At 64.1% G+C, this 19,631-nt stretch carries 18 protein-coding genes; 8 read left to right on the forward strand and 10 right to left on the reverse strand.

The window, feature by feature from the left end; translation table 11 throughout:
- Positions 1-90: 90 nt before the first annotated feature.
- The 5 genes from X751_RS153165 to X751_RS153145 form a co-directional block, all read right to left on the reverse strand.
- Entirely contained in the window at positions 91-1,197 is a 1,107-nt protein-coding gene (locus X751_RS153165; RefSeq protein ID WP_023744558.1) for a Gfo/Idh/MocA family oxidoreductase, read from the reverse strand.
- A gap of 33 nt (positions 1,198-1,230) precedes the next feature.
- On the reverse strand, positions 1,231-2,067 hold the full coding sequence (locus tag X751_RS153160; protein WP_023712088.1) for an ATP-binding cassette domain-containing protein: 837 nt from the start codon (positions 2,065-2,067) through the stop codon (positions 1,231-1,233).
- Positions 2,064-3,254 (reverse strand): ABC transporter permease, encoded by a 1,191-nt coding sequence (locus tag X751_RS153155; protein WP_023829208.1) that lies wholly within the window; start codon positions 3,252-3,254, stop codon positions 2,064-2,066. The genes X751_RS153160 and X751_RS153155 overlap by 4 nt, the downstream gene beginning before the upstream one ends.
- 82 nt (positions 3,255-3,336) lie before the next feature.
- Positions 3,337-4,305 (reverse strand): sugar ABC transporter substrate-binding protein, encoded by a 969-nt coding sequence (locus X751_RS153150; protein WP_023687959.1) that lies wholly within the window; start codon positions 4,303-4,305, stop codon positions 3,337-3,339.
- Between the two features lie 63 nt (positions 4,306-4,368).
- Complete coding sequence (locus X751_RS153145) at positions 4,369-5,280, reverse strand: polysaccharide deacetylase family protein (protein ID WP_023673060.1); 912 nt, start codon at positions 5,278-5,280, stop codon at positions 4,369-4,371.
- Between the two features lie 359 nt (positions 5,281-5,639).
- Here X751_RS153145 and X751_RS153140 point away from each other — a divergent pair, with 359 nt between their 5' ends.
- Complete coding sequence (locus tag X751_RS153140) at positions 5,640-6,884, forward strand: aminotransferase class I/II-fold pyridoxal phosphate-dependent enzyme (RefSeq protein WP_023673061.1); 1,245 nt, start codon at positions 5,640-5,642, stop codon at positions 6,882-6,884.
- A gap of 19 nt (positions 6,885-6,903) precedes the next feature.
- Here X751_RS153140 and X751_RS153135 read toward each other — a convergent pair whose 3' ends face one another.
- The 4 genes from X751_RS153135 to X751_RS153120 all read right to left on the reverse strand — a co-directional run bounded on the left by X751_RS153135 (position 6,904) and on the right by X751_RS153120 (position 10,200).
- Positions 6,904-8,370 (reverse strand): PLP-dependent aminotransferase family protein, encoded by a 1,467-nt coding sequence (locus X751_RS153135; protein WP_023673062.1) that lies wholly within the window; start codon positions 8,368-8,370, stop codon positions 6,904-6,906.
- Between the two features lies 1 nt (position 8,371).
- Positions 8,372-8,578, reverse strand: coding sequence for a LacI family DNA-binding transcriptional regulator (locus tag X751_RS153130; RefSeq protein ID WP_023673063.1), 207 nt, complete (start codon positions 8,576-8,578; stop codon positions 8,372-8,374).
- Positions 8,579-8,792: 214 nt separating this feature from the next.
- Complete coding sequence (gene iolE, locus X751_RS153125; RefSeq protein WP_023673064.1) at positions 8,793-9,704, reverse strand: myo-inosose-2 dehydratase; 912 nt, start codon at positions 9,702-9,704, stop codon at positions 8,793-8,795.
- Positions 9,705-9,912: 208 nt separating this feature from the next.
- Positions 9,913-10,200 (reverse strand): DUF3175 domain-containing protein, encoded by a 288-nt coding sequence (locus X751_RS153120; protein ID WP_023673065.1) that lies wholly within the window; start codon positions 10,198-10,200, stop codon positions 9,913-9,915.
- Positions 10,201-10,431: 231 nt separating this feature from the next.
- Between X751_RS153120 and X751_RS153115 the strand changes: the two genes are divergently transcribed.
- From X751_RS153115 to X751_RS153085, 7 genes are all read left to right on the forward strand, one after another.
- A complete protein-coding gene (locus X751_RS153115) occupies positions 10,432-11,604 on the forward strand; it encodes an MFS transporter (RefSeq protein ID WP_050587434.1) in 1,173 nt (390 codons plus the stop codon).
- A gap of 159 nt (positions 11,605-11,763) precedes the next feature.
- Positions 11,764-12,792 (forward strand): LacI family DNA-binding transcriptional regulator, encoded by a 1,029-nt coding sequence (locus tag X751_RS153110; protein WP_023712085.1) that lies wholly within the window; start codon positions 11,764-11,766, stop codon positions 12,790-12,792.
- Positions 12,793-13,117: 325 nt separating this feature from the next.
- Positions 13,118-14,242, forward strand: coding sequence for a sugar ABC transporter substrate-binding protein (locus X751_RS153105; protein WP_023673068.1), 1,125 nt, complete (start codon positions 13,118-13,120; stop codon positions 14,240-14,242).
- A 93-nt stretch (positions 14,243-14,335) separates the two neighbouring features.
- Positions 14,336-15,898 carry a sugar ABC transporter ATP-binding protein gene (locus X751_RS153100; RefSeq protein ID WP_023744559.1) on the forward strand — a complete coding sequence of 521 codons (1,563 nt, stop codon included), beginning with the start codon at positions 14,336-14,338 and terminating at the stop codon, positions 15,896-15,898.
- Positions 15,895-16,875 (forward strand): ABC transporter permease, encoded by a 981-nt coding sequence (locus X751_RS153095; protein ID WP_023690800.1) that lies wholly within the window; start codon positions 15,895-15,897, stop codon positions 16,873-16,875. Before X751_RS153100 ends, X751_RS153095 begins: the two co-directional genes overlap by 4 nt.
- Positions 16,872-17,858 carry an ABC transporter permease gene (locus X751_RS153090; protein ID WP_023696194.1) on the forward strand — a complete coding sequence of 329 codons (987 nt, stop codon included), beginning with the start codon at positions 16,872-16,874 and terminating at the stop codon, positions 17,856-17,858. The genes X751_RS153095 and X751_RS153090 overlap by 4 nt, the downstream gene beginning before the upstream one ends.
- Positions 17,859-17,860: 2 nt before the next feature.
- The gene (locus X751_RS153085) at positions 17,861-18,415 is read left to right on the forward strand and encodes a gluconokinase (RefSeq protein WP_023733120.1); all 555 of its coding nucleotides are present in this window, start codon (positions 17,861-17,863) and stop codon (positions 18,413-18,415) included.
- On the opposite strand, the gene X751_RS153080 is transcribed toward X751_RS153085, so the two are convergent.
- Positions 18,410-19,558: a hypothetical protein gene (locus tag X751_RS153080; RefSeq protein ID WP_023744560.1), complete on the reverse strand. Its 1,149-nt coding sequence runs from the start codon at positions 19,556-19,558 to the stop codon at positions 18,410-18,412. The genes X751_RS153085 and X751_RS153080 overlap by 6 nt on opposite strands.
- Between the last annotated feature and the right edge of the window lie 73 nt (positions 19,559-19,631).

Below are 19,631 nucleotides of genomic sequence, written 5' to 3' on the forward strand. Positions count from 1 at the left end.
TTCACGTACTTAAGTACGCTCCGCTCCGGTTCTCGAAATCCAACGTTTTCGGCGCGGCCTGACCTGAATCTCAACACATCCTGCGAGCGCTCAGCCGGCCTGCGAAGTGGCCAGGTGCTGCCTGGTCAGCGCGACCAGCAGCGCCTGGTCGCGGGCGGCGTGCTCGGGGCGGTTGACCACCTCGTCGCCATTGACGATCGCACCCCAGAAGCCGCGCAGTTCCTCGACGAAGGCTTCGCCGTAGCCGGCACGCAGATCCCTTGTCGACAGTGTGTGGCCGTCCGAGGTCTTCACAGTCAGCCGGGTCGGATGATGGTTGAGCCAGGGCGAGGGGAATTCGAGCTCAAGGCTGGCATCGTCGAAGAAGAGCGTGATGCGTTCCTTGTAGTCGGCGAGCTTCGGCACGGTGAGATGCGTCATCGTCCACAGCGCCTGGCCGTCGAGCAGTTTTACCGCGCCCTGGCCGCCATCGCCATTGGCGAAGATCTGCGCGCCGACAACCTCGCCCTCCGGCACGCTGAGCGCGTCGAGCAGGCCGTGCACGGCATTCACATCGTGAATCAAGGCGGAGCTGTAAGCGCCGGTAAACCCACGGAAAGCCAGATCGGTCATGGGCTGGCCGATGGCGCGCTCGACCTGTTGTTTCTGCTTGCTTTGCGCGGCGGCAATCAGCTCCTCGGGAATGTCGTTGCCGCGCTTGTAGCGCTGGTGGGCGATGAACGGCCAGGCATCGGGATCGTTGACCTCGACCGAGACGGACCGCAACGTCTTTGCCGTGCCGGGCAGCGAGGCCAGCGCCAGCCGGTAGCTCGGATCGAAGCGCTTCATATAGCCGACCTGCATGACCTTGCCGGCCTTGTCCCGCGCGGCGATGATCTCGGCGATTTCCGCCGGGGAATAGCAGAGCGGCTTTTCGCAGAAGACATGCAGGCCGCGCCCGAGTGCGGCCAGTACCTGCTCGTGATGCAGCGGGTCGGGCGAGCCGATGACGACGGCGTCGAGCTTCTGGCCGAACAGTTGCTCCGGCGTTTCGAAATTGGCGATGCCGTGAATTTCGCTGACATATTCCCGCGAAATCCTTGACGGGTCGGCAACGCCGACCAGTTCGAACAGGTCGCCGAGCCGCAACAGGTTTGGAATATGCTCGACCTGCGAAATCATGCCGGCGCCGATGACGCCGACGCGTATCCTGCTCATGCTGTTAATACTCTCTGCAAAAGTGTTCCAGGCTCAGGGTGCGGCGGCCGGCCGGTTGCCGATCTGCGCCAACAGCCCGGCAATCTCAGCTTCCACCGCCTTCAGATCCTCGCCGCCCGACATGATGGAAATCACCTCGTCGCGCGAGATCTCGGACTTTGCGTATGTGCCGCGATTGCGGCCGCGGTTGAGCAGCGTGAAAGTGTCACCGACAGGGTAGGCGTGGTGGATGTTGTGGCTGATGAAGATCACCGCCAGCCCGCGCATGCGCGCCTCGATGATGAATTTCAGCACCATGGCCGCCTGATGCACGCCGAGCGCCGAGGTCGGCTCGTCAAGGATCAGCACCTTTGCGCCGAAGTGGACTGCGCGCGCGATTGCCACCGATTGGCGCTCGCCGCCCGACAGCGTGCCGACGGCCTGCGTCGGGTCGCGCACGTCGATGCCGATATCGGCCATCGCCTGGCGGGCAATTGTGTTGGCGCGCTCCTTGTCGAAGCGCGAGAAGGGCAGGCGGCTTCTGGTCGGCTCGCGGCCGAGGAAGAAATTGCGCGTGATCGACATCAGCGAGATCATGCCGAGGTCCTGGAAGACCGTCGCGACGCCGAGGTCCTGCGCGTCGCGCGGGCTGCGGAACGTGACGGGCTTGCCGTCGACGAAAATCTCGCCCTTGGTCGGCCGGTGCACGCCCGACAGAACCTTGATCAGCGTCGACTTGCCGGCGCCGTTGTCGCCCAGCAAGCAGTGCACCTCGCCGGGATAGACCTTGATGTCGATATCCTGCAGCGCGCGCACCGAGCCGAAATTGACCGACACACCACGCAATTCCATGGCTGGCTGGATGGCCGGGGACGGGTTTGGGTAGGTCATTTGCCGCCTCCGCGTCCGAGCGCCTTGAGGCGGATGTAGTTGTTGACCAGCACGGCCATCAAAATGACGATGCCGAGGAAGACCTTGAACCAGTCGGTGTCGATGCCGGTGTAGAAGATGCCCATCTGCACCAGGCCGAAGATCAGCGCGCCGAACAGCACGCCATAGACGGTGCCGTAGCCGCCGGTGAGCAGCACGCCGCCGATGACCGCGGCGATGATCGCCTCGAATTCCTTGAGCAGGCCGCGCGTGGTGTCGGCGGAGCCGGCCTCCATCACCTGGATGGTGGCAAGCAAGGTCGCGGCACAGGCGGTGTAGATGAACAGCGCGATCTTAACCCGGTCGACCGGCACGCCGACATTGCGGGCGGCATTGAGGTCGCCGCCGGTGGCGAAGATCCAGTTGCCGTATTTGGTCTGGGTCAAGACATAGCCGGCAAGCGCTGTCAGTCCGAGCCACCAGACGATCGACATCGGAATGCCGACGACGAAGGGAATGCCGTCGGTGCGGGTGGCGATCCAACCTTGCGTGCCCATCCATTGGAAGAAGCCGGTCAGGAGATGGCCGTTGAACAGGCCCGCGGTTGCCGGGTCCGGCGCGCCGTCGAGGATGTAGGGGATCTGCGTGCGGCCGGTGACGGCGCGGGTGATGCCGATCGACAGGCCGCGCAGGATGTAGAGCGACGCCAGCGTCACGATGAAGGAGGGCAGGCGGGTCTTCACCACGATCAGGCCGTTGACGTAGCCGGTGAGGATGGCGACAGCGAAGGCGCAGGCGATGCCGCCCCACAGCGGCAAGCCCCAGTATTTGACGGTCAGGCCGATGACGACGCCGGCGAAGCCGACCATCGAGCCGACGGAGAGATCGAACTCGCCGGCGATGATGAGAAGGGCTGCGGCCGTGGCGATGATGCCGAGTTCGGCTGCCAGCGTCAGGAAGGTCATCGACCCCTGTAGCGAATAGAGGTTCGACGCACCCGGCAGCAGGGCGAAGATGATGACGGTGGCGATGAGGCCGCCGGCGGCACCGGCTTCGGGCCGGCGCAGCCATTGCGTCAGCCGGCCGGTGCTGGCCAGCCGCTCGTCAGTGCCGGCAGCCCGTTTCGACGTCATGCCGAAACGGTCCTTGCCCAGTACCCCGGGGGCCGGCGCTTCTGGAGGTATCGCCTTGTCTTCCACAACAGCCATTAGGCTCCCCAATCGCTCACTTCGCAATCTCGACCAGAGACGGGGAGCGCATGGCGGCTCCCCGATCCGTTTTGGTCTTGCCTTAGCGGATGCCGTCCTTGGCGAGCGCCAGGATCGCCTTGGCCTTGTCGGGCGAGTCGATGAACAGCGGCCCGGTGTAGGCGTTGTTCTGCGGCCAGAAGCCATGTGTGGCATGCTCGACCAGATAGATCACCGGCAGGTATCCCATCAGATATTGCTGGGCGTCCATGCCGAAGCCCATTTCGCCGGCGACGACGGAATCCAGGACTTCGGGGCTGATGTCGAAGGTGTAGAGCTTGATCTTGCCGAACAGTTCCTTCTGCCGGAAGAACGGGATCAGCGGATTGGCGGCGGTGGCGCCGAGCGCAAACACCGCCTGGGTGTCGGGATGCGCCGACAGATAGGCCTCGGTGCGGCGCTGGATGTCGGCCGGATCGGGCGACACGGTAAGCACCTCGGTGCCGCCGCCTGACGGCTTCAGCCCGTCATTCAACCCCTGGCAGCGCTGGTCGAGGCTGACATTGCCGACCTCGTGGTTGATGCAGACGACCTTGAGCGTGCCTTCCTTGGCCAGCCGCTCGCCCGCCTTCTTGCCGGAATCATATTCGGAGACTGTGCCGACGTAGAGAGAGGTGCCGAGTTCGGCGCCTTCCTTCTCGCCGGAATCCAGGACGACCATCGGAATGTTGGCGGCAAGGCCGGCCTTGACCGATTTACCAAGCGCATTGGCGTCGGCAATGGAGACGGCGATGCCGTCGGGATTGGTGGCGATGGCCGCGTCGAGCAGGCGGGCCTGTTCGACCACGTCGAACACTTGCGGCGCATAATATTCGACCTTGGCGCCGGTGAGCGCCGCCGCATCGTCGACGCCGCGCTTGACCACCGACCAGTAGGGATCGGAGGCCGAGCCATGCACCACGAAGGTGATGCGGACATCCTTCGGGTCCTTCAGGCCCGCGGCCTGCACGACGCCCGCCAGCATACTCATCGAGACAAGCGCGCCGAGCGCCAGTTTCAGAACAGTCTTCATGTCATTCTCCCATTGTCGTTGCAGTTCCAAATCCCTCTTTGCGCTGTTGGCCGACGGATCGGCTTACGGCGCTGACCGGGTGGCCGCTTTGCGGGCCTTTGCCGGTGTCGATGCCCCGAGCCGTGCACGCAGTTCCTCGCGCAACGGCTTCATGCCGATGATGTCGATGTCCTGCGCGCCGAGCCAGTCGCGAAAAGCCTGGTCGCGGAAGAGTTCATATTCCTCGGTGCGGATATAGGCGGAGCGCGGCTCGATCAGTTCGAGCTCGCCCGGCGCGTTGAAGTGCAGGCAAAAGAAGGTCAGGCCTTCACGGACCCCTTCGACCAATGCCTTGTAGGCTGGCTCTATCGGCTTGGAGCGTGGACGGCCCCAGGTCGTCTGAATGGCGGCGTCGAAGATGACAAAGCCTTTGGCGCGGGCTCCAGTGACGCCGCGCTGGAACGCCGCTTCGGTGACGCCGACCAGATTGTCGTTGGGCGAATAGGCCGACAGCGTTTTGGTCAACAGCACCGGCAGCCGATATTCCAGGCCGAGCTTGATGTAGACGTCGCAAAACTCCGGCGACAGCGCTGCCCCCATATGGGCGTCAAGATGAGTGACGTCGATGCCGGCGCGGTAGGCGGTGTCGATCTGCGCGCGAAGCTCGGTTTCCACCGCTTGCGGTGCTGCCTTGCGGCGGGTGGTCGCTACATCGGGCCAGAAATAGCCGAACTCGTCCGTCAGGCCGGCCGCGCGCGACGGCGACGTCAGCGGCCGCCATTTGTAGTGCTGCTTTTCGCTGTTCAGCGTCAGGTGGACGCCGAGATCGAGCCGGGGATCGGCGGCTGCCGCTTCGGCCATCTCAGGGAACCATGGGCACGGCACCATCACGGCGCCGGAGCTGCAGGCGCCGTGTGCGGTCAGTTCGAGGAAGGCGCTGTTGGCGCCATGGCACATGCCGACATCGTCTTCATGCAGGACGAGCTGTCGCGTCATGGACGGCCACCGTCTTGCCGGCCACCATCTTGCCGGCCACCATCTTGCCGGCACGCCGGTTTCGAGGGTCTTCCAAAGTGTGTCCCGTGCTGCATGGAACCGACCGTTTGCCCAACTGGACGCGATGGAACGCCCAATGCCGGCTTTCCGACAGGGCCACTTCGACGAATTCGGATGGGTACGATTTTTCCGCGGGCCTGCATTCTGGAATGTCGATTTCATTCGATATGCCCACATTCGGCGTCAAACCCGGCCATCAAGCAACCGGGATGGCTTGGTCAGATCGCAGCGGAGTGGTTCTTTCAAACAGCGGCCGCAGGCGTACTGCTTTCATACCATCAGCGATGTGGAGACTTGCCATGTACACTGCCGGCGAAGAAGAGATCGAAGCCATTGCCAGGGTGATCCGCTCGGGTGCGCTGTTTCGCTATGGCGAGAACAGCGAGTGCAACCGCTTCGAGGCCCGCTATGCCAGGCATCTCGGCGTCGAGCATTTTGCGCTGGCCGCCAGCGGCACCTATGGGCTCGCCGCCGGCCTGATCGGCCTCGGCATCGGCCCGGGCGATGAGGTGCTGGTGCCGGCGCACACCTATATGGCGACCGCAACGGCAGTGCTGTCGGTCGGCGCCATTCCGGTCATTGTCGACATCGACGAGAGCCTGACCATTGACCCGGCCGCTCTGCGCGACGCCATCGGCCCGCGCACCAAGGCGGTCATCCCGGTGCATATGTGGGGTGCGGCCTGCAACATGAACGCGATCATGGATATCGCTAAAAAACGCGGTCTGCTCGTGCTGGAAGATGTCTGCCAGGGCATTGGCGGCGGCTATGAGGGCAAGAAGCTCGGCTCCATCGGCCATGCCGGCGCCTACTCCTTCAACTACTTCAAGAACATCACGTCGGGCGAGGGCGGCGGCATCGCCACCAGCGATCCGAAAGTGGCCGAGCGCGCGCGCTGCGCCATCGACCCCTGCCACTTCTACTGGCAGGGCCGCAGCGACAGCATCAAGCCGTTCGCCGGCATCGGGGCGCGCGCCTCGGAACTGATGGGTGCAATGCTCAATGTCCAGCTCGACCGTCTGGACGGCATCATCGAGGCGATGCGGGCGGAGAAGAAGAAGGTGCTGGCCGGCACGCGCCATCTCGGCAATCTCGGCCTGACGCCGTCGCCGATGAACAGCCCCGACGACGATTGCGCGGCACAGGTAATGTATCTGCTGCCCAGCGAACAGGCGGCGCAGACTTTTTCGAAGACCATTCCGAGCGTCATTGCCGGCAAGACCGGCCGCCACAATTTCACCCAGTGGGACCAGGTGCTGATGCATGAGGGCGCGCATCATCCGGCGCTCAATCCGTACACGCTGCCGGAAAACAAGGGCCTGCGGCTGACCTATGCCGACGACCTCGGCAAGGGTTCTCTCGACATCCTCAACCGCACGGTGATGATCGCGATGAATCCGGCGCATGGCGACGCCGACATCGACGACATGATCCATAACATCGATGCGGCGGCCCGTGTGGCGCTGGAGAATGCCTCGCTGGACGATGTCGAGGTGCGCAAGGCAGCACCGGTGGACCTGCAGAAATTCGACAGCGTGAATTGAAGAGCCGCGTTGGACCGGCTTATTGCCGGTCCAGTCGCATAAAGGCGGCGCGCAGCGCCAGCACTGCGCGCAGGATCTGGCGTTCGTCCATCGCGGCATAGCCGAGCAGCAGGCCGTGTTCCGGCTCGCTCGAATGGTAGTTGATCGAGATGCCCTGCACGTCGAGGCCCTCCTTGACGGCAGCGGCGACGACGTCGCTGTCCTTGTAGGGTCGGATAAAACTGGCCAGCAGCTGCATGCCGGAATCGTTCTCGGTCACAGTCAGCCATTCGGCCAGATGCTCCTGGCACAGTTTTACGAAATTGGCCTGCCGGCGCGCATAGAGCCGGCGCATACGCTTCAGATGCGTGGCGAAATAGCCTTGCGTGATGAAGTCGTTGACCGTCGCCTGCAGGATCAGCGGCGCGAACTGGCCGGTGATCGAGACGGCGCGGTCGAAGGGGACCGACAGTTCGCGCGGCACGATGAGATAGCCGATGCGGAGCGCCGGGATCAGCGTCTTGCCGAAGGAGCCGATATAGACGACCCGGTCGGCGTGATCGAGGCCGCGCAGCGCCGGTACCGGCCGGCCACGGTACCGGTACTCGCCGTCATAATCATCCTCGACGATCCAGGCGCCGTGGCGCTCGGCGATGTCGAGCAGCTGCAGCCGTTCCTCGATGCGCATGATGGTGCCGAACGGCCACTGGCAGGATGGCGTCACATAGATCAGGCGCGGCGGCGGCAGCTCTGGGTCTGCGAGATGCCATCCAAGGCGATCGACCTTCAAGGGCGCAAGCTGCGCGCCGCTGGCGAGAAAGGCGCTCTTGGCGCCGAGATAGCCGGGCTCCTCCATCCAGACATGGTCGCCTTCGTCCATCAGCACGCGCGAAGCGAGGTCGAGTGCTGCCTGCGCGCCGGTGACGATGATGACCTGGTCGGCGGTGCAATTGATGCCGCGCGACAGGCTTATGGTCGAGGCGATGGCCTGGCGCAGGCCGGGATGGCCGGCAAAGGAGATATAGCCGAGCAAATTCTCATCGCGGCTGCGCGCATTGCGCACCAGAAGGCTCGACCAGATGGTGAAGGGAAAGGATGCCGATTCCGGCACGCCCGGATGGAAGTTGATGACGCCGGCATTGCGTGGCGGCTGCGGGCCGTTGACGATGGTCTGACCGCGCCGCGAGAGTTTTTGCGGGGCGGCGAGGCCGGCGCGCAGCGCGGCCGGCGGGCGTTTCTGCTGGATCGGCGCCACCCAGGTGCCGGACCCGGCGCGCGCCTCTATAAACCCTTCGGCGAGCAGCTGGTCGTAGGCGGCGATCACCGTGTTGCGGCCGACCTTGAGATCCTCGGCCAGCGAGCGTGTCGAAGGAAGCAGCGTGTTCTGCTGGATCTGGCCGTCGAGGATGAAGCGCCGCAAGGCGCCGTAGATCTGCCGGTGCATCGGTTCGTCCGAGCCGCGGTCGACCGACATGATGTCGAGGGAAAGGCGCATATGGTCGGCCAAGCTAGTCTCCGACCAACCTGGCGGCGCGGGCGATCTTCTCTTCGTTAAGCAGGCAGACAGTCTCCAGCACCAGCCGTCTGGTTTCGGGACGGACCTCGCGGCTGTTCTTCAGCGCGCGGTGAACGGTTGCCGCGCCGAGTTCCGCCTTCTCGGCGATCTCACGGATGGTGCAAAGCCGTTCCATGCCGAGTGCCGCCTCGAATGCCATGTCGCTCCTCCATCTGCATCAAGGCATGCCTCGTCCCCAGCCTCAAGCTGGAAACGCCGGGCCGGCAACTCGGGGGCAAAAATTTCGATGCCAAGAACTGTGCGATCCGCGCCGCCAAGGGAGGGCGGCGGCGCGGATCGCCGGGCGCTTTCGCGTCGCTACCCCTACCGAGGCGCGCGCCCAACCGGCCCAACCACCAGCCCCCCGGCGGTGGTTAGGCCATGTCTCGTATTGCCACGTCGAACCCGGCCGCGCAGGCCGTTTTGAGAAGCGAAGCGTAACCTTTCGTGGCATAGGTCAAGGGGTGTGCCTTGGCCGGATCCTGCTCGGCCTCGACGACGATCCAGCCTTCGAAGCCATGGCTGGCCAGAGGCTGCAGCAGCGACAGGAAATCGACGGAGCCATCGCCGGGCACGGTGAAGATTCCTTCCATCACTGCCGCCATGAAACTCATGTCCTCGCGCCGTGCCTTCTCCAGCACGGCCGCGCGGACGTCCTTGCAATGGAAATGCACGATGCGGTCGAGATGCCGGTTCAGGAGGGAGGCCGGGTCGCCGCCTGAGAACAGACAATGGCCGGTATCGAACAGCAGGCCGACGCTCTTGCCGGTTGCGGCCATCAGCCTGTCGACCTCGTCATCGCTCTCGACGATCGTGCCCATATGGTGATGGAAAGCCATGCCGACGCCGAAGGCAGCCATGCGGTCGGCGAGTTCGGTCAGCTTCTCGCCATAGGCGGTCCATTCGCCGTCAGCGAGGCGCGGACGCTGTGAGATCGGCGCGAAAATGCCGTCATGACGGCCGCGCGAGGTGTCGGCATAGACGACGACCTTGGCGCCGAGGTCGCGCAGCAGGGTCAGATGCGAGGTGAGGGCGGCGAATTCCTCGTCGACCGTGCGGTCCAGAATGCGGCCGTCATACCAGCCGGAGACGAGTTCCAGTCCGTAAGAAGACAGGATCGGTCCAAGCTCGTCGCTTCGCCTGGGGAATTTGCCGCCGAGTTCGGTGCCGCGATAGCCGGCCTGCCTGGTTTCCGACAGGCATGTCGCGAGCGGCGTATCGCCGCCGAGTGCGGGAACATCGTCATTGCTCCAGGTGATGGGATTGATGCCGATCTTGACCGTCATGCCGCTACTTCAAAGGGCTCGGGGAAACACAAAGCCGAGGCCGGCAAACTGAGGGGAAAGAGGACCTGTCACTAGGTCCAGTTGAGGTGAATTTGGTAGAGCCAATCGGGAGCGCTAAAGCGCGTCCCGTTTGAACGGACTAAGTCGACGCGCTTAGGTCTTTGCATGTCGTTGTCTCAAAACCGGCGCCACTTTTGAGCGACATGCATTAATCCTGCTGCGGCCTTCCGAAGGCCGCGCGCAGTTCGTCCTTGGCGTCCTCGAGCACTTTCCGGCGCGCCTGCGGCAGGTTCTTGCCGGCGCGGTTGATGTAGAAATTCAGCATCGACATGGCCGACTGAAACGGCTCGGCCTTGCGGCGGTCGCTGTGCTCGGCCGAGCGCTTGAGCGAGGCCGCGATCTTCCTGGCGTCGTCGGCTTCGAAGATGTGGTCCTCGAGGTCCATCGCATCGCTGTGCTCGGTCACCTCGGCCGACCATTTCTTTTTCGCGGTCATGACAAACTCCTTCCTGTCGCAAAAACTCGAGCAGGCCGCCGCCGGTTCCCGAGAAAGTCGCCGGGCCGCTGGAGCCACGGATCATGGCCCTGTGGCGCTGCCCATCGCGGTGAATGCGCCGATAGTGGCGACACAACGGTCGACTTCCCAGGACCGTAAACAGGAAACGCCTTGACCCCGATCGTCGCCAATCAGGCGGATAGCCCCGGCATCGACAGCAGCTACGCCTGGATGCGGCTTGCCATCTCCATGCTGCTGGCGACGATCGGTGCGGTCGGCATGTGGGCCGTCGTCGTCGTGCTGCCGGCCGTGCAGGCCGAGTTCGGCGTTGACCGCGCCGCGGCATCGATGCCCTACACCGCAACCATGGTCGGCTTCGCCGCCGGCAATGTGCTGGTTGGCCGCGCGGTCGATCGCATGGGGTATTGGATCCCGGCACTGCTATCCTCGGTGGCTCTCGCCGCCGGCCTGCTGCTCGCCGCGCTGTCGACCTCTATCCTGCAATTCACCCTTGCCCAGGGCGTGCTGATTGGTGTCGGCACATCGGTGATCTTCGGGCCGCTGATCGCCGACATCTCGCACTGGTTCAACCGTCGGCGCGGCGTCGCCGTCACAGCTGCGGCGGCTGGCAACTATCTCGCCGGAGCGCTCTGGCCAACCATCATGCCGACACTGATCAAGGCGGAAGGCTGGCGCTTCACCTATGCCGGCATCGGTGTCTTCTGCCTGGTCACCATGGTGCCACTGGTGCTGTTGTTGCGGCGCGCTGCTCCGGCGGCGGCTGCCGCCGGTTCGCCCGGAAGCCGGCCAGTGCAGTCGATTTCGCTGTCGCCGGCGGCGTTACAGGTGCTGCTGATCGTTGCCGGTCTCGGCTGCTGCGTGGCGATGTCGATGCCGCAGGTGCACATCGTCGCCTATTGCATGGATCTTGGCTACGGCATTGCGCATGGCGCCGACATGCTGTCGATCATGATGGCGGCGGGTGTCGTCAGCCGGCTCGCCTCCGGCTTTGTCGCCGACCGCATCGGCGGCGTGAAAACCCTGCTTATCGGTTCCGTGCTGCAATGCCTGTCGCTTTTGTTTTACATCCCGTTCGATGGGCTTGCCTCGCTCTATGTCGTGTCGCTGGTGTTCGGCCTGTCGCAAGGCGGCATCGTGCCTTGCTATGCCATCATCGTGCGCGAATACCTGCCCGCCAGGGAGGCCGGCCAGCGTATCGGCATCGTCATGATGGCGACCATCTTCGGCATGGCGATCGGTGGCTGGATGTCGGGCTGGATCTACGACCTGACCGGCTCTTACGCCGCCGCGTTCCTCAACGGGATCGCGTGGAACTTGCTGAACATAGTGGCCATCGGGCTGCTGCTGTGGAAAGCAAAACGCAGTGCTGCCCTGATGGCTTAGGAAGGCAGGATTGCCCTGTTGCTTGACAAGGGCGATTGGCTGCGCGACGCCAGCAGGCGAGTGGGTGCGGCAGCAGCCGGTTGGCATGGTGGCAGTGGAAAAGCTGAACATGGTTTCGCAAGGGCGCAGCGGCCGGGGCCTGGCACGTGGAGGATGTCCATGACCAAGCCGCGCTCGCGTCGTGGGGGCGGCCGCCCGACCCTATCAGATGTGGCGCGCAAGGCCGGCGTCGGCGCCATTACCGTGTCGCGGGCGCTGCGCGAACCGGAACGCGTCAGCCAGGATCTGCGGCGCCAGATCCAGGCCGCTGTCGACGAACTTGGTTATGTCCCGGATCCCAATGCACGGGCACTGGCCTCGGCGCGCGCCGATGTGTTCGGCGTGCTGGTGCCGTCGCTGACCAACAACGTCTTCGCAGAAGTGGTGCGCGGCATCTATGACAGCCTGTCGGACGGCCCGTTCCGCGTCCAGCTCGGCAACACCCATTATTCCGGCCTCGAGGAGGAGCGCCTGCTGCAGGTGTTCGCACCGCAGCGCCCGGCGGCGCTGATCGTGGCCGGCATCGACCAGACGCCGACCTCGCGAAAGCTGCTGGAGAGCGCGGGCTGCCCGGTGGTGCAGGTGATGGAGACCGGGCCCGATCCGGTCGACATGCTGGTCGGCTTCTCGCATTTCGACGGCGGCCGCACCGCGACCGAGCATCTGATCGAGGCGGGCTGCCGGCGGATCGGCTTCATCGGCGCACGCATGGACCCGCGCTCGCAGCGGCGGCTTGCCGGCTATCGCGCGGCAATGGAGAAGGCCGGCCTGTTCGACCCGCGGCTCGTCACCACCACTCCGCTACTGTCCAGCGTGACGCTCGGCCGCGAGCTGCTTCGCGATGCGCTGGCCAAGATGCCGGCGCTCGACGGCGTTTTCTGCAACAATGACGACATCGCGCTCGGCGTTTTGTTCGAATGCCATAGCGCCGCGCTCAACGTGCCGAAAACAATCGGCATTGTCGGCTTCAACGACCTCGAAATGATGCAGGCGGCGTTCCCGCCGCTCACCAGTATCCGCACCCCTCGCTATGAAATCGGCCGTCGGTCTGTCGCCATGGCGCTGGCGGCGATCGCAGGACGAAGGCCTGAGCAGCGGGTCGTCGATCTCGGTTTCGAACTCAAGCCCCGCGAGAGCACCGCACGCTGAACACGCTTTGGCTGCCTCAGCAAATGGTGCTTTACACAACGTCATGGTAGCGCTACCATTTTCGTCGGGCAGACGTTTTGATGAAAGGCCGCCCCTGTTTATTATACATAAGCAACAGCTCATGCTTGTTTATTATGTATAATATGCTAGTTTCGTTTCTCGCCTGTGAAGCGGCGAGGGGGAGGGGATCGGGCCGGCTTCGGGCCCTTGAGACGTGGCGCCGGCCAGGCTGGAGGGCCTTCGGCAGGCGTGGAAAACACACCACGACAAACAGCATCAAATAAACAAGCAGCAGCAAACAAAACTACAACTGGGAGGAATATCGATGATCAAGTCACTTGTTGGTGGCATCGTTGCCGCCACTGCATTCGTCATGCTGAGTTCGTCGGCCATGGCCGACCCGGAAGTTGTCAAGGGACCGTCGGCTGAGCCGGATTGCTTTGCGCCCTGGGCGGCCGATACGCAGTTCTTCAAGTTCCCCAAGAAAGACGGCCCATACCGCATCGCGCTCGCCAATGGCTATATCGCCAACACCTGGCGCATCCAGATGGTGCAGACCGCCAAGGCCTATGCGGCCCAGCCGGAGGTCGCCGCGAAACTGAAGGAATTCAAGGTCGTCTCGACCGGCGAGGACGTGCCGGCTCAGATTTCGGCGATCAACAACTTCATCGATTCCGGCTATGACGCGATCGTCGTCAACGCCCAGAACCCGACCGCTTTCGGGCCGGTCATCAAGCGCGCCAGGGAAGCTGGCGTCATCCTCGTCGCCTTCGACAATATTCTCGACACCAAGGACGCCATCAACGTCAATGTCGACCAGAAGGGCCTTGGCGAATTGTGGGGCAAATGGCTGGTCGGCCATGTGCCGAATGGCGGCAAGGTGCTCGAAGTGCGCGGCGTTGCCGGAACTTCCGTGGACACCGACCGTCACAACGGCATCCATGAAGCGCTCGATGCCTCCGGCAAGAAATGGGACGTCACCGAGGTGGTCGGCAAATGGGACGACGGCGTGGCGCAGAAAGCCACGGCCGACGCCATTGCCACCAACGGCCCGTTCGACGGCATCACCGGGCAAGGCGGCGACACCGGCATCGTGCAGGCGATGATCGATGCCAAGCATGCTTTCGTGCCGTTCGGCGGGGAGACCGAGAACGGTTTCCGCAAGTTCTGCGCGGCACATGCCGGTGACGGGCTGAAATGCTCATCGGCCGGCACCGGTCCGGCGCAGGTCGCGGTCGCCATCAAGACGGCGATTGCCGCGCTCGAAGGCAACGTCGTGCCGCAGGCGGTGAAACTGCCGCTGGCGATCGTCGAGGATCCGAACTTCAAGGCCGGTCAGGATTTCTTCCCCGACCAGTCCGACAATTTCTTCGTCGGCAATTCCTTCCCGACCTGCGGCATCAATTTCACCGCGCAGGAAATCATGGGCCAGACCAAAGCTGACCAATAGGGCTGACCAATAGGCGGCATATCCGGCGCCGCGGGATCTCCGCGGCGCCGGCCACTCGATATCCCTTGAAGTCAAACTGCCTCGGGAGGGCCGATGGACGGTGCGGTTCCGCTCTTCCGGATGGAAGGCATATCCAAGCGCTATGGTGGTGTGCGGGCGCTGGAAAAGGCCGAGCTTTCGGTCGCGTCCGGTAGCATCCACGCCATTCTCGGCGAAAACGGCGCCGGCAAATCGACGCTGATCAAGGTCATGGCGGGCGTCGTCGCGCCCGACGAAGGCCGCATGATGCTGAACGGCGGCGAGGTGACGTTCGCTTCGCCTGCTGCTGCAAACAAGTCCGGCATCGTCTGCATCTTCCAGGAGCTGTCGCTGGTTCCCGAACTCAGCGTTGCCGACAACATCGTCATCTCCGATCCGCCGAAGCGTTTCGGCATGATCGACCGCAAGGCGCAGCGCCGCATTGCCGAGGATGCGCTGGCACGCGCAGGTGCGGCCGATATCCATCCATTGGCGCTGGTCAAGGATCTTCCGCTTTCAAGAAGACAGATGGTCGAGATTGCCAAGGCATTGGCCAGGAAGCCGCGCATCCTGATCCTCGACGAGGCGACCTCGGCGCTGACCGCGACGGACGTCGCCAGGATATTCAGCGTGCTCAAGCGGTTGCGCTCGGAAGGGTTGGCGCTGCTTTACATTTCGCACCGCATGAACGAGATCGCCGAGCTTGCCGACCACTGCACGGTGTTTCGCAACGGCCGCAATGTCGCCAGCTACAAGGCAGGCACAAAGAGCGACAACGAAGTCGTCGAACTGATGATCGGGCGCGAATACAGCCATATTTTCCCGCCCAAACCCGCGCGCACCGCAGCCGCCGCCGTTCCTGTGCTGGAGGCGCGCAAGCTGTCCTGGACGGACCGGCTGGACAATGTCTCGCTGACGGTCGGGGCAGGCGAGGTCGTCGGCCTTGGCGGCCTGGACGGCCAGGGCCAGCGCGAATTGCTGCTTGCCTTTTTCGGTGTGCTGCGCGGCCTCGGCGGCCAGATCCTTATCGACGGCAAGCCTGTTTCGATCGCCAGCCCCCAAGCGGCGCGCGACGACCGCATCGGCATGGCGCTGATCCCGGAGGACCGCAAGACCGAAGGCCTGATGCTGCCGATGACGGTGCGCGAGAACCTCTCCTTTGCCGCCCTAGACCGGCTGTCCAAGGCCGGCATCATCGACCGCGCCGCCGAACAGCGGCTGATCGACGACATGGTCGGGCTGCTGGCGATCAAGACGGGCGGCCTCGACATTCCGGTCGGTGCGCTGTCGGGGGGCAACCAGCAGAAGGTGGTCATCGCCAAATGGCTGATGCGCCAGCCGCGTATCATCCTGCTCAACGATCCGACGCGCGGCATCGACGTCGGCACCAAGCAGGAACTCTATCAACTGATGCGCAAGCTGGCGGATGCGGGGGCGGCGATCCTGTTCTATTCGACCGACTATGACGAACTGATCGGCTGCTGCGACCGCGTGCTGGTGCTCTATGACGGCGCGGTCAAGCGCGAGCTGGTCGGGGCCGAGATCACCGAGCGGGCGCTCATTGCAAGCGCGCTCAACATCCACGGCGATGACGGCGCGAGAGACGATGCCGGCGCAAGACAGGGAGCGGACGCGTGAAAGAGTGGCGCTACTGGCTGGCCGAGCAGCGCGGAACACTGATGGCACTCGGCATATTCATTGTCATGTTCGTCATCTACACCTCGAACCATCCGGCGGGCTTCACCGCCAATGTCGTGCAGACGGCGTCCAACAAGGGCGTGCTGCTCGCCTTCGTCGCCATGGCGCAGACACTGGTCGTGATCACCGCCGGCATCGACCTCTCCGTCGGCATGATCTTCACGCTGACCAATTGCCTCGCCTCCTGGCTGGTCATCGGCACCGGCCTCGAGACCGCTTTCGGCGTCATCGCCGTGCTCGGCACCGGGCTCCTTTGCGGAGCGATCAACGGCGCCATCGTCATCTACGGCCGCCTGCAGCCGATCGTCGCCACGATCGCCACGGGTGCGGTCTATTTCGGCATCGCGCTGCTGCTGAGGCCGTTTCCCGGCGGTTCGGTCAACGAAGGTCTCGCCGACGCGCTGACCGGACGCCTGTTGGGCGTGGTGCCGGCGAGCCTGGTCGTGCTGCTCGCCGTCGTGCTCGTGGTCTGGGTACCGTTCAGCCGCTCGGTGCTCGGGCGCGCGGCCTATGCGGCCGGATCCTCGGAGACGGCGGCCTACATGTCCGGTGTGCCGATAAGGCGCGGCAAGTTCGCTGCCTACGCGCTCGCAGGCCTGTTGGCCGCGATCGGCGGACTGTTCCTGACCTTCTTCACCTATACCGGCGATGCAGCCTATGCCAGCGGCAACGCCTATACGCTGTTTTCGATCGCCGCGGTGGTGCTGGGCGGCGTCTCGCTGTTCGGCGGGAAAGGCAGCGCCATCGGCGCCATCTTCGGCGCGCTGGCCTTCCGCACCATCGGCGACCTGTTGTTCGTGTTCGATTTCGACCCGCTATGGCAGCCGCTGTTCCAGGGCGTGATCCTGCTGGTCGCGGTCAGCCTTGGCGCGTTTGCGCTGTTTCGGGTCCGCAACCGGCTGGAGTGGTTCCTGTGAGCGAAACGACATTGGGCGGTATCGCCGGCCGCGTGCCGAAATTCATCCGCCGCGCCGATCCGGCGGTGCTGACGGCCTTCGCCTGCATCGTGCTGTTGCTGTTCCTAGGCAGCCTCTATTCCAGGAGCTTTCTGTCGCCTGAATATCTCTTGCAGCAGCTCAAGGTGGCCTCGTTCCTCGGCGTCATCGCCACAGGCATGATGCTGGTCATCCTGCTAGGCCAAATCGACCTGTCGGTGCCGTGGGCGGTGGCGGCGGGCGCGATGATGGCGTGTGCGGCTGCCGCCTATGGCCCGATCGGTGTGGCGCTGGCCATCCCGTTCGGCATCTTTTGCGGGGTGCTGATCGGCATCGTCAACGGCTTTGGCGTCGCCTATCTGCGCATACCCTCGATGATCATCACGCTCGCCACCAACGCTGTCGCGCAAGGGCTCATGGTCGTTTATACCGGCGGCTACTCGCCACAGGATTCGGCCACCGGCGCCATGCGCTATCTTGCGACAGGTTTTACCATTCCTGGCGTGCCTAACGCCGTCATCATCTGGGCGCTGATTGGCGCTGCGATGGTGTTCGTGCTGTCCCGCACCAGCTTCGGCCGCACCGTCTACGGCATCGGCAACCGCGAGCGTGCCGCCTATCTCTCCGGCATCGATACAAGGCGCGTGGTGATGATCGCCTTCGCTATCTCAGGCGGGCTGTCCGCCTTTGGCGGGGTGCTTCTCGCCGGCTATGCCTCCAAGGCGGCGCAATCGATGGGCGATGCCTATCTCCTGCCGTCGATCGCCGCCGTGGTTCTGGGCGGCACCTCCATCCTGGGTGGCCGCGGCTCCTATCTCGGCACCGTCGCCGGTGTCATTCTGATCACCCTCCTGCAGTCCATACTCTCGGTCATGCAGATGCCGGAGGCGGGGCGGCAGATCGTCTATGGCCTGGTCATCGTCGCCATGCTCCTGCTCTACGGCCGCGCGCCGGCAAGCCGCTGACCGTGGACGAAGAGACGGCACAGGCGCCAATGGGCGCTACCGGCTCAGTGCCTCGGGCCATTGTGGTGATGGGCGTCGCCGGCTGCGGAAAGTCGGCTGTCGGCAAAGCATTGGCAGCAGAGGAAGGGGCCGTCTTTGTCGAGGGCGACAGGCTGCACCCGCCCGAAAACGTCGCCCGCATGGCGAGCGGTGAGCCGCTCACAGATCAACTGCGTGAGGGCTGGCTCGATGCCATCGGCGAGCGGATCGCCGACCTGACCGGCAGCGGCCAAAGCGTGGTTGCCGCCTGCTCGGCGCTGAAGCGCAGCTACCGCGATCGTCTGCGCGGCTTCCGCCGGGATATCGTTTTCATCTATCTGGAGATCGATCCCGCTACCGCCAAGCAGCGTGTCGCCAGCCGCAAGGGGCATTTCATGCCGGCAAGCCTGGTCGAAAGCCAGTTCGCCATCCTTGAACCGCCTGGCGCCGACGAGCGGGCGCTGACGGCCGACGCCACACTTCCAGTGGCTGAGATCGTCACCGCCGTTGCCAGCCTGCTGGCCGGCGCAAAATCATGAACCACCCTCGTCGGGCAAGGCGGTTTCCGGCCGTTCGGTGAACCGGTCATGGCCTGACCAGACCATCATTTGCTCGGGATAGAGTTTCAACGCCTCCAGCAAGCGGTCGCGCTTGAGCAATATGTACTCGGCCTGAAGCGCCGTGTTCTTGGCGCCGCCGGCTCTGGTCGCGGGCTCGCCGGCCTCTGCCGGGGCCGGCACCAGTTCGGGACTTAGGACGGCGCGGTATTGGCGGAACGGATCGGTCTCGAAGGTCGACATGGAAAACAGCGCCGCCTTGCCTCTGGCAGCGAAATTCGTCGGCGCCGAGGCGAGGTGGGTCCAGCCGCTCTCGCCAAGGCCGACTTCGGTGAATGTCGAGCCGGCATGCACCGTGTTGGTCACCAACACCACGCCGTTGCTGCCAAGGATCTTCTGGATCCGGCCGGTGACCTGGTAGGCGTCGCTGCGGTCGAACACGATCCGGCTTTTCAGGAAACGGTTCTCGACCCGAACCATCGGCGGGTTCAGGAAGCGCAAGCCGAAGGTCGAATCGGATATGCCGTGAGCCCTGACACTGAGCTGGTGTGTCTCGATTCCGGCTTCATGGAGAGCGCGTTTGCCGATTATGGTCTGGGCCGTGAACTGATCGCACCAGATGATAGCGCCGTGGCCGCGCTTCAGCGCCGCTTCCAGACCTTCCAGGCCTTCCAGCCGGATATCAGGCGACCACCGGCGGCCGATGAGATGCGCGGCAAGCAGCAGACGCCGACGGTGGTTGGCGCAGAGCAAGGCCCTGAACTGCCTTTGCGCATCGATGCCATTGCCGAGCACGGCGCGCGTCGCGGCGGCGTAGCGCACGAAATCCTTGCGGATGTGGCGCTTGAGGCGCAGTCCCGATACGCGGCTGCAGATCGCGGCCCACCAATTGACCGGCAGCAATGCCGCGACCCCGAGATAGAAGGCGGCCAGCAGCAGCTCGCGGAAATCCCTGTTGTTGAAGGTGCGCAACTTGCCGGCGCGGACCAGCTTGCGGCTGAAGAAGCGAACATTCTCGGCGCGTTGGGGCACCAGGATGTCGGCGATGATTTCCGTATGATAAATGACGGCGGACGATGGTGTCCGGTCGGCTTTCCGGGATTTTCCCAGCCACGGCAGCCTCATCCGATCGGTGTCCACCTGTTCTTGCGTGCGTCCGGAAATCGCTTTACTGCGTCTGCCACGGGCGCGCAATCGG

Origin of the sequence: Mesorhizobium sp. LNJC394B00 (genome assembly GCF_000502555.1) — a bacterium.
Classification (GTDB): Bacteria; Pseudomonadota; Alphaproteobacteria; order Rhizobiales; family Rhizobiaceae; genus Mesorhizobium.

Excerpts from the sequence above, each read along its gene's own strand:
- X751_RS153105 (WP_023673068.1), top strand. The coding sequence starts at position 13,118 with ATGATCAAGTCACTTGTTGGTGGCATCGTTGCCGCCACTGCATTCGTC.
- X751_RS153120 (WP_023673065.1), bottom strand. The coding sequence starts at position 10,200 with ATGACCGCGAAAAAGAAATGGTCGGCCGAGGTGACCGAGCACAGCGAT.
- X751_RS153150 (WP_023687959.1), bottom strand. The coding sequence starts at position 4,305 with ATGAAGACTGTTCTGAAACTGGCGCTCGGCGCGCTTGTCTCGATGAGT.
- X751_RS153080 (WP_023744560.1), bottom strand. The coding sequence starts at position 19,558 with ATGAGGCTGCCGTGGCTGGGAAAATCCCGGAAAGCCGACCGGACACCA.
- X751_RS153145 (WP_023673060.1), bottom strand. The coding sequence starts at position 5,280 with ATGACGCGACAGCTCGTCCTGCATGAAGACGATGTCGGCATGTGCCAT.
- X751_RS153155 (WP_023829208.1), bottom strand. The coding sequence starts at position 3,254 with ATGGCTGTTGTGGAAGACAAGGCGATACCTCCAGAAGCGCCGGCCCCC.
- X751_RS153115 (WP_050587434.1), top strand. The coding sequence starts at position 10,432 with ATGCGGCTTGCCATCTCCATGCTGCTGGCGACGATCGGTGCGGTCGGC.
- X751_RS153140 (WP_023673061.1), top strand. The coding sequence starts at position 5,640 with ATGTACACTGCCGGCGAAGAAGAGATCGAAGCCATTGCCAGGGTGATC.
- X751_RS153160 (WP_023712088.1), bottom strand. The coding sequence starts at position 2,067 with ATGACCTACCCAAACCCGTCCCCGGCCATCCAGCCAGCCATGGAATTG.
- X751_RS153130 (WP_023673063.1), bottom strand. The coding sequence starts at position 8,578 with ATGGCATTCGAGGCGGCACTCGGCATGGAACGGCTTTGCACCATCCGT.
- iolE (WP_023673064.1), bottom strand. The coding sequence starts at position 9,704 with ATGACGGTCAAGATCGGCATCAATCCCATCACCTGGAGCAATGACGAT.
- X751_RS153165 (WP_023744558.1), bottom strand. The coding sequence starts at position 1,197 with ATGAGCAGGATACGCGTCGGCGTCATCGGCGCCGGCATGATTTCGCAG.
- X751_RS153100 (WP_023744559.1), top strand. The coding sequence starts at position 14,336 with ATGGACGGTGCGGTTCCGCTCTTCCGGATGGAAGGCATATCCAAGCGC.
- X751_RS153110 (WP_023712085.1), top strand. The coding sequence starts at position 11,764 with ATGACCAAGCCGCGCTCGCGTCGTGGGGGCGGCCGCCCGACCCTATCA.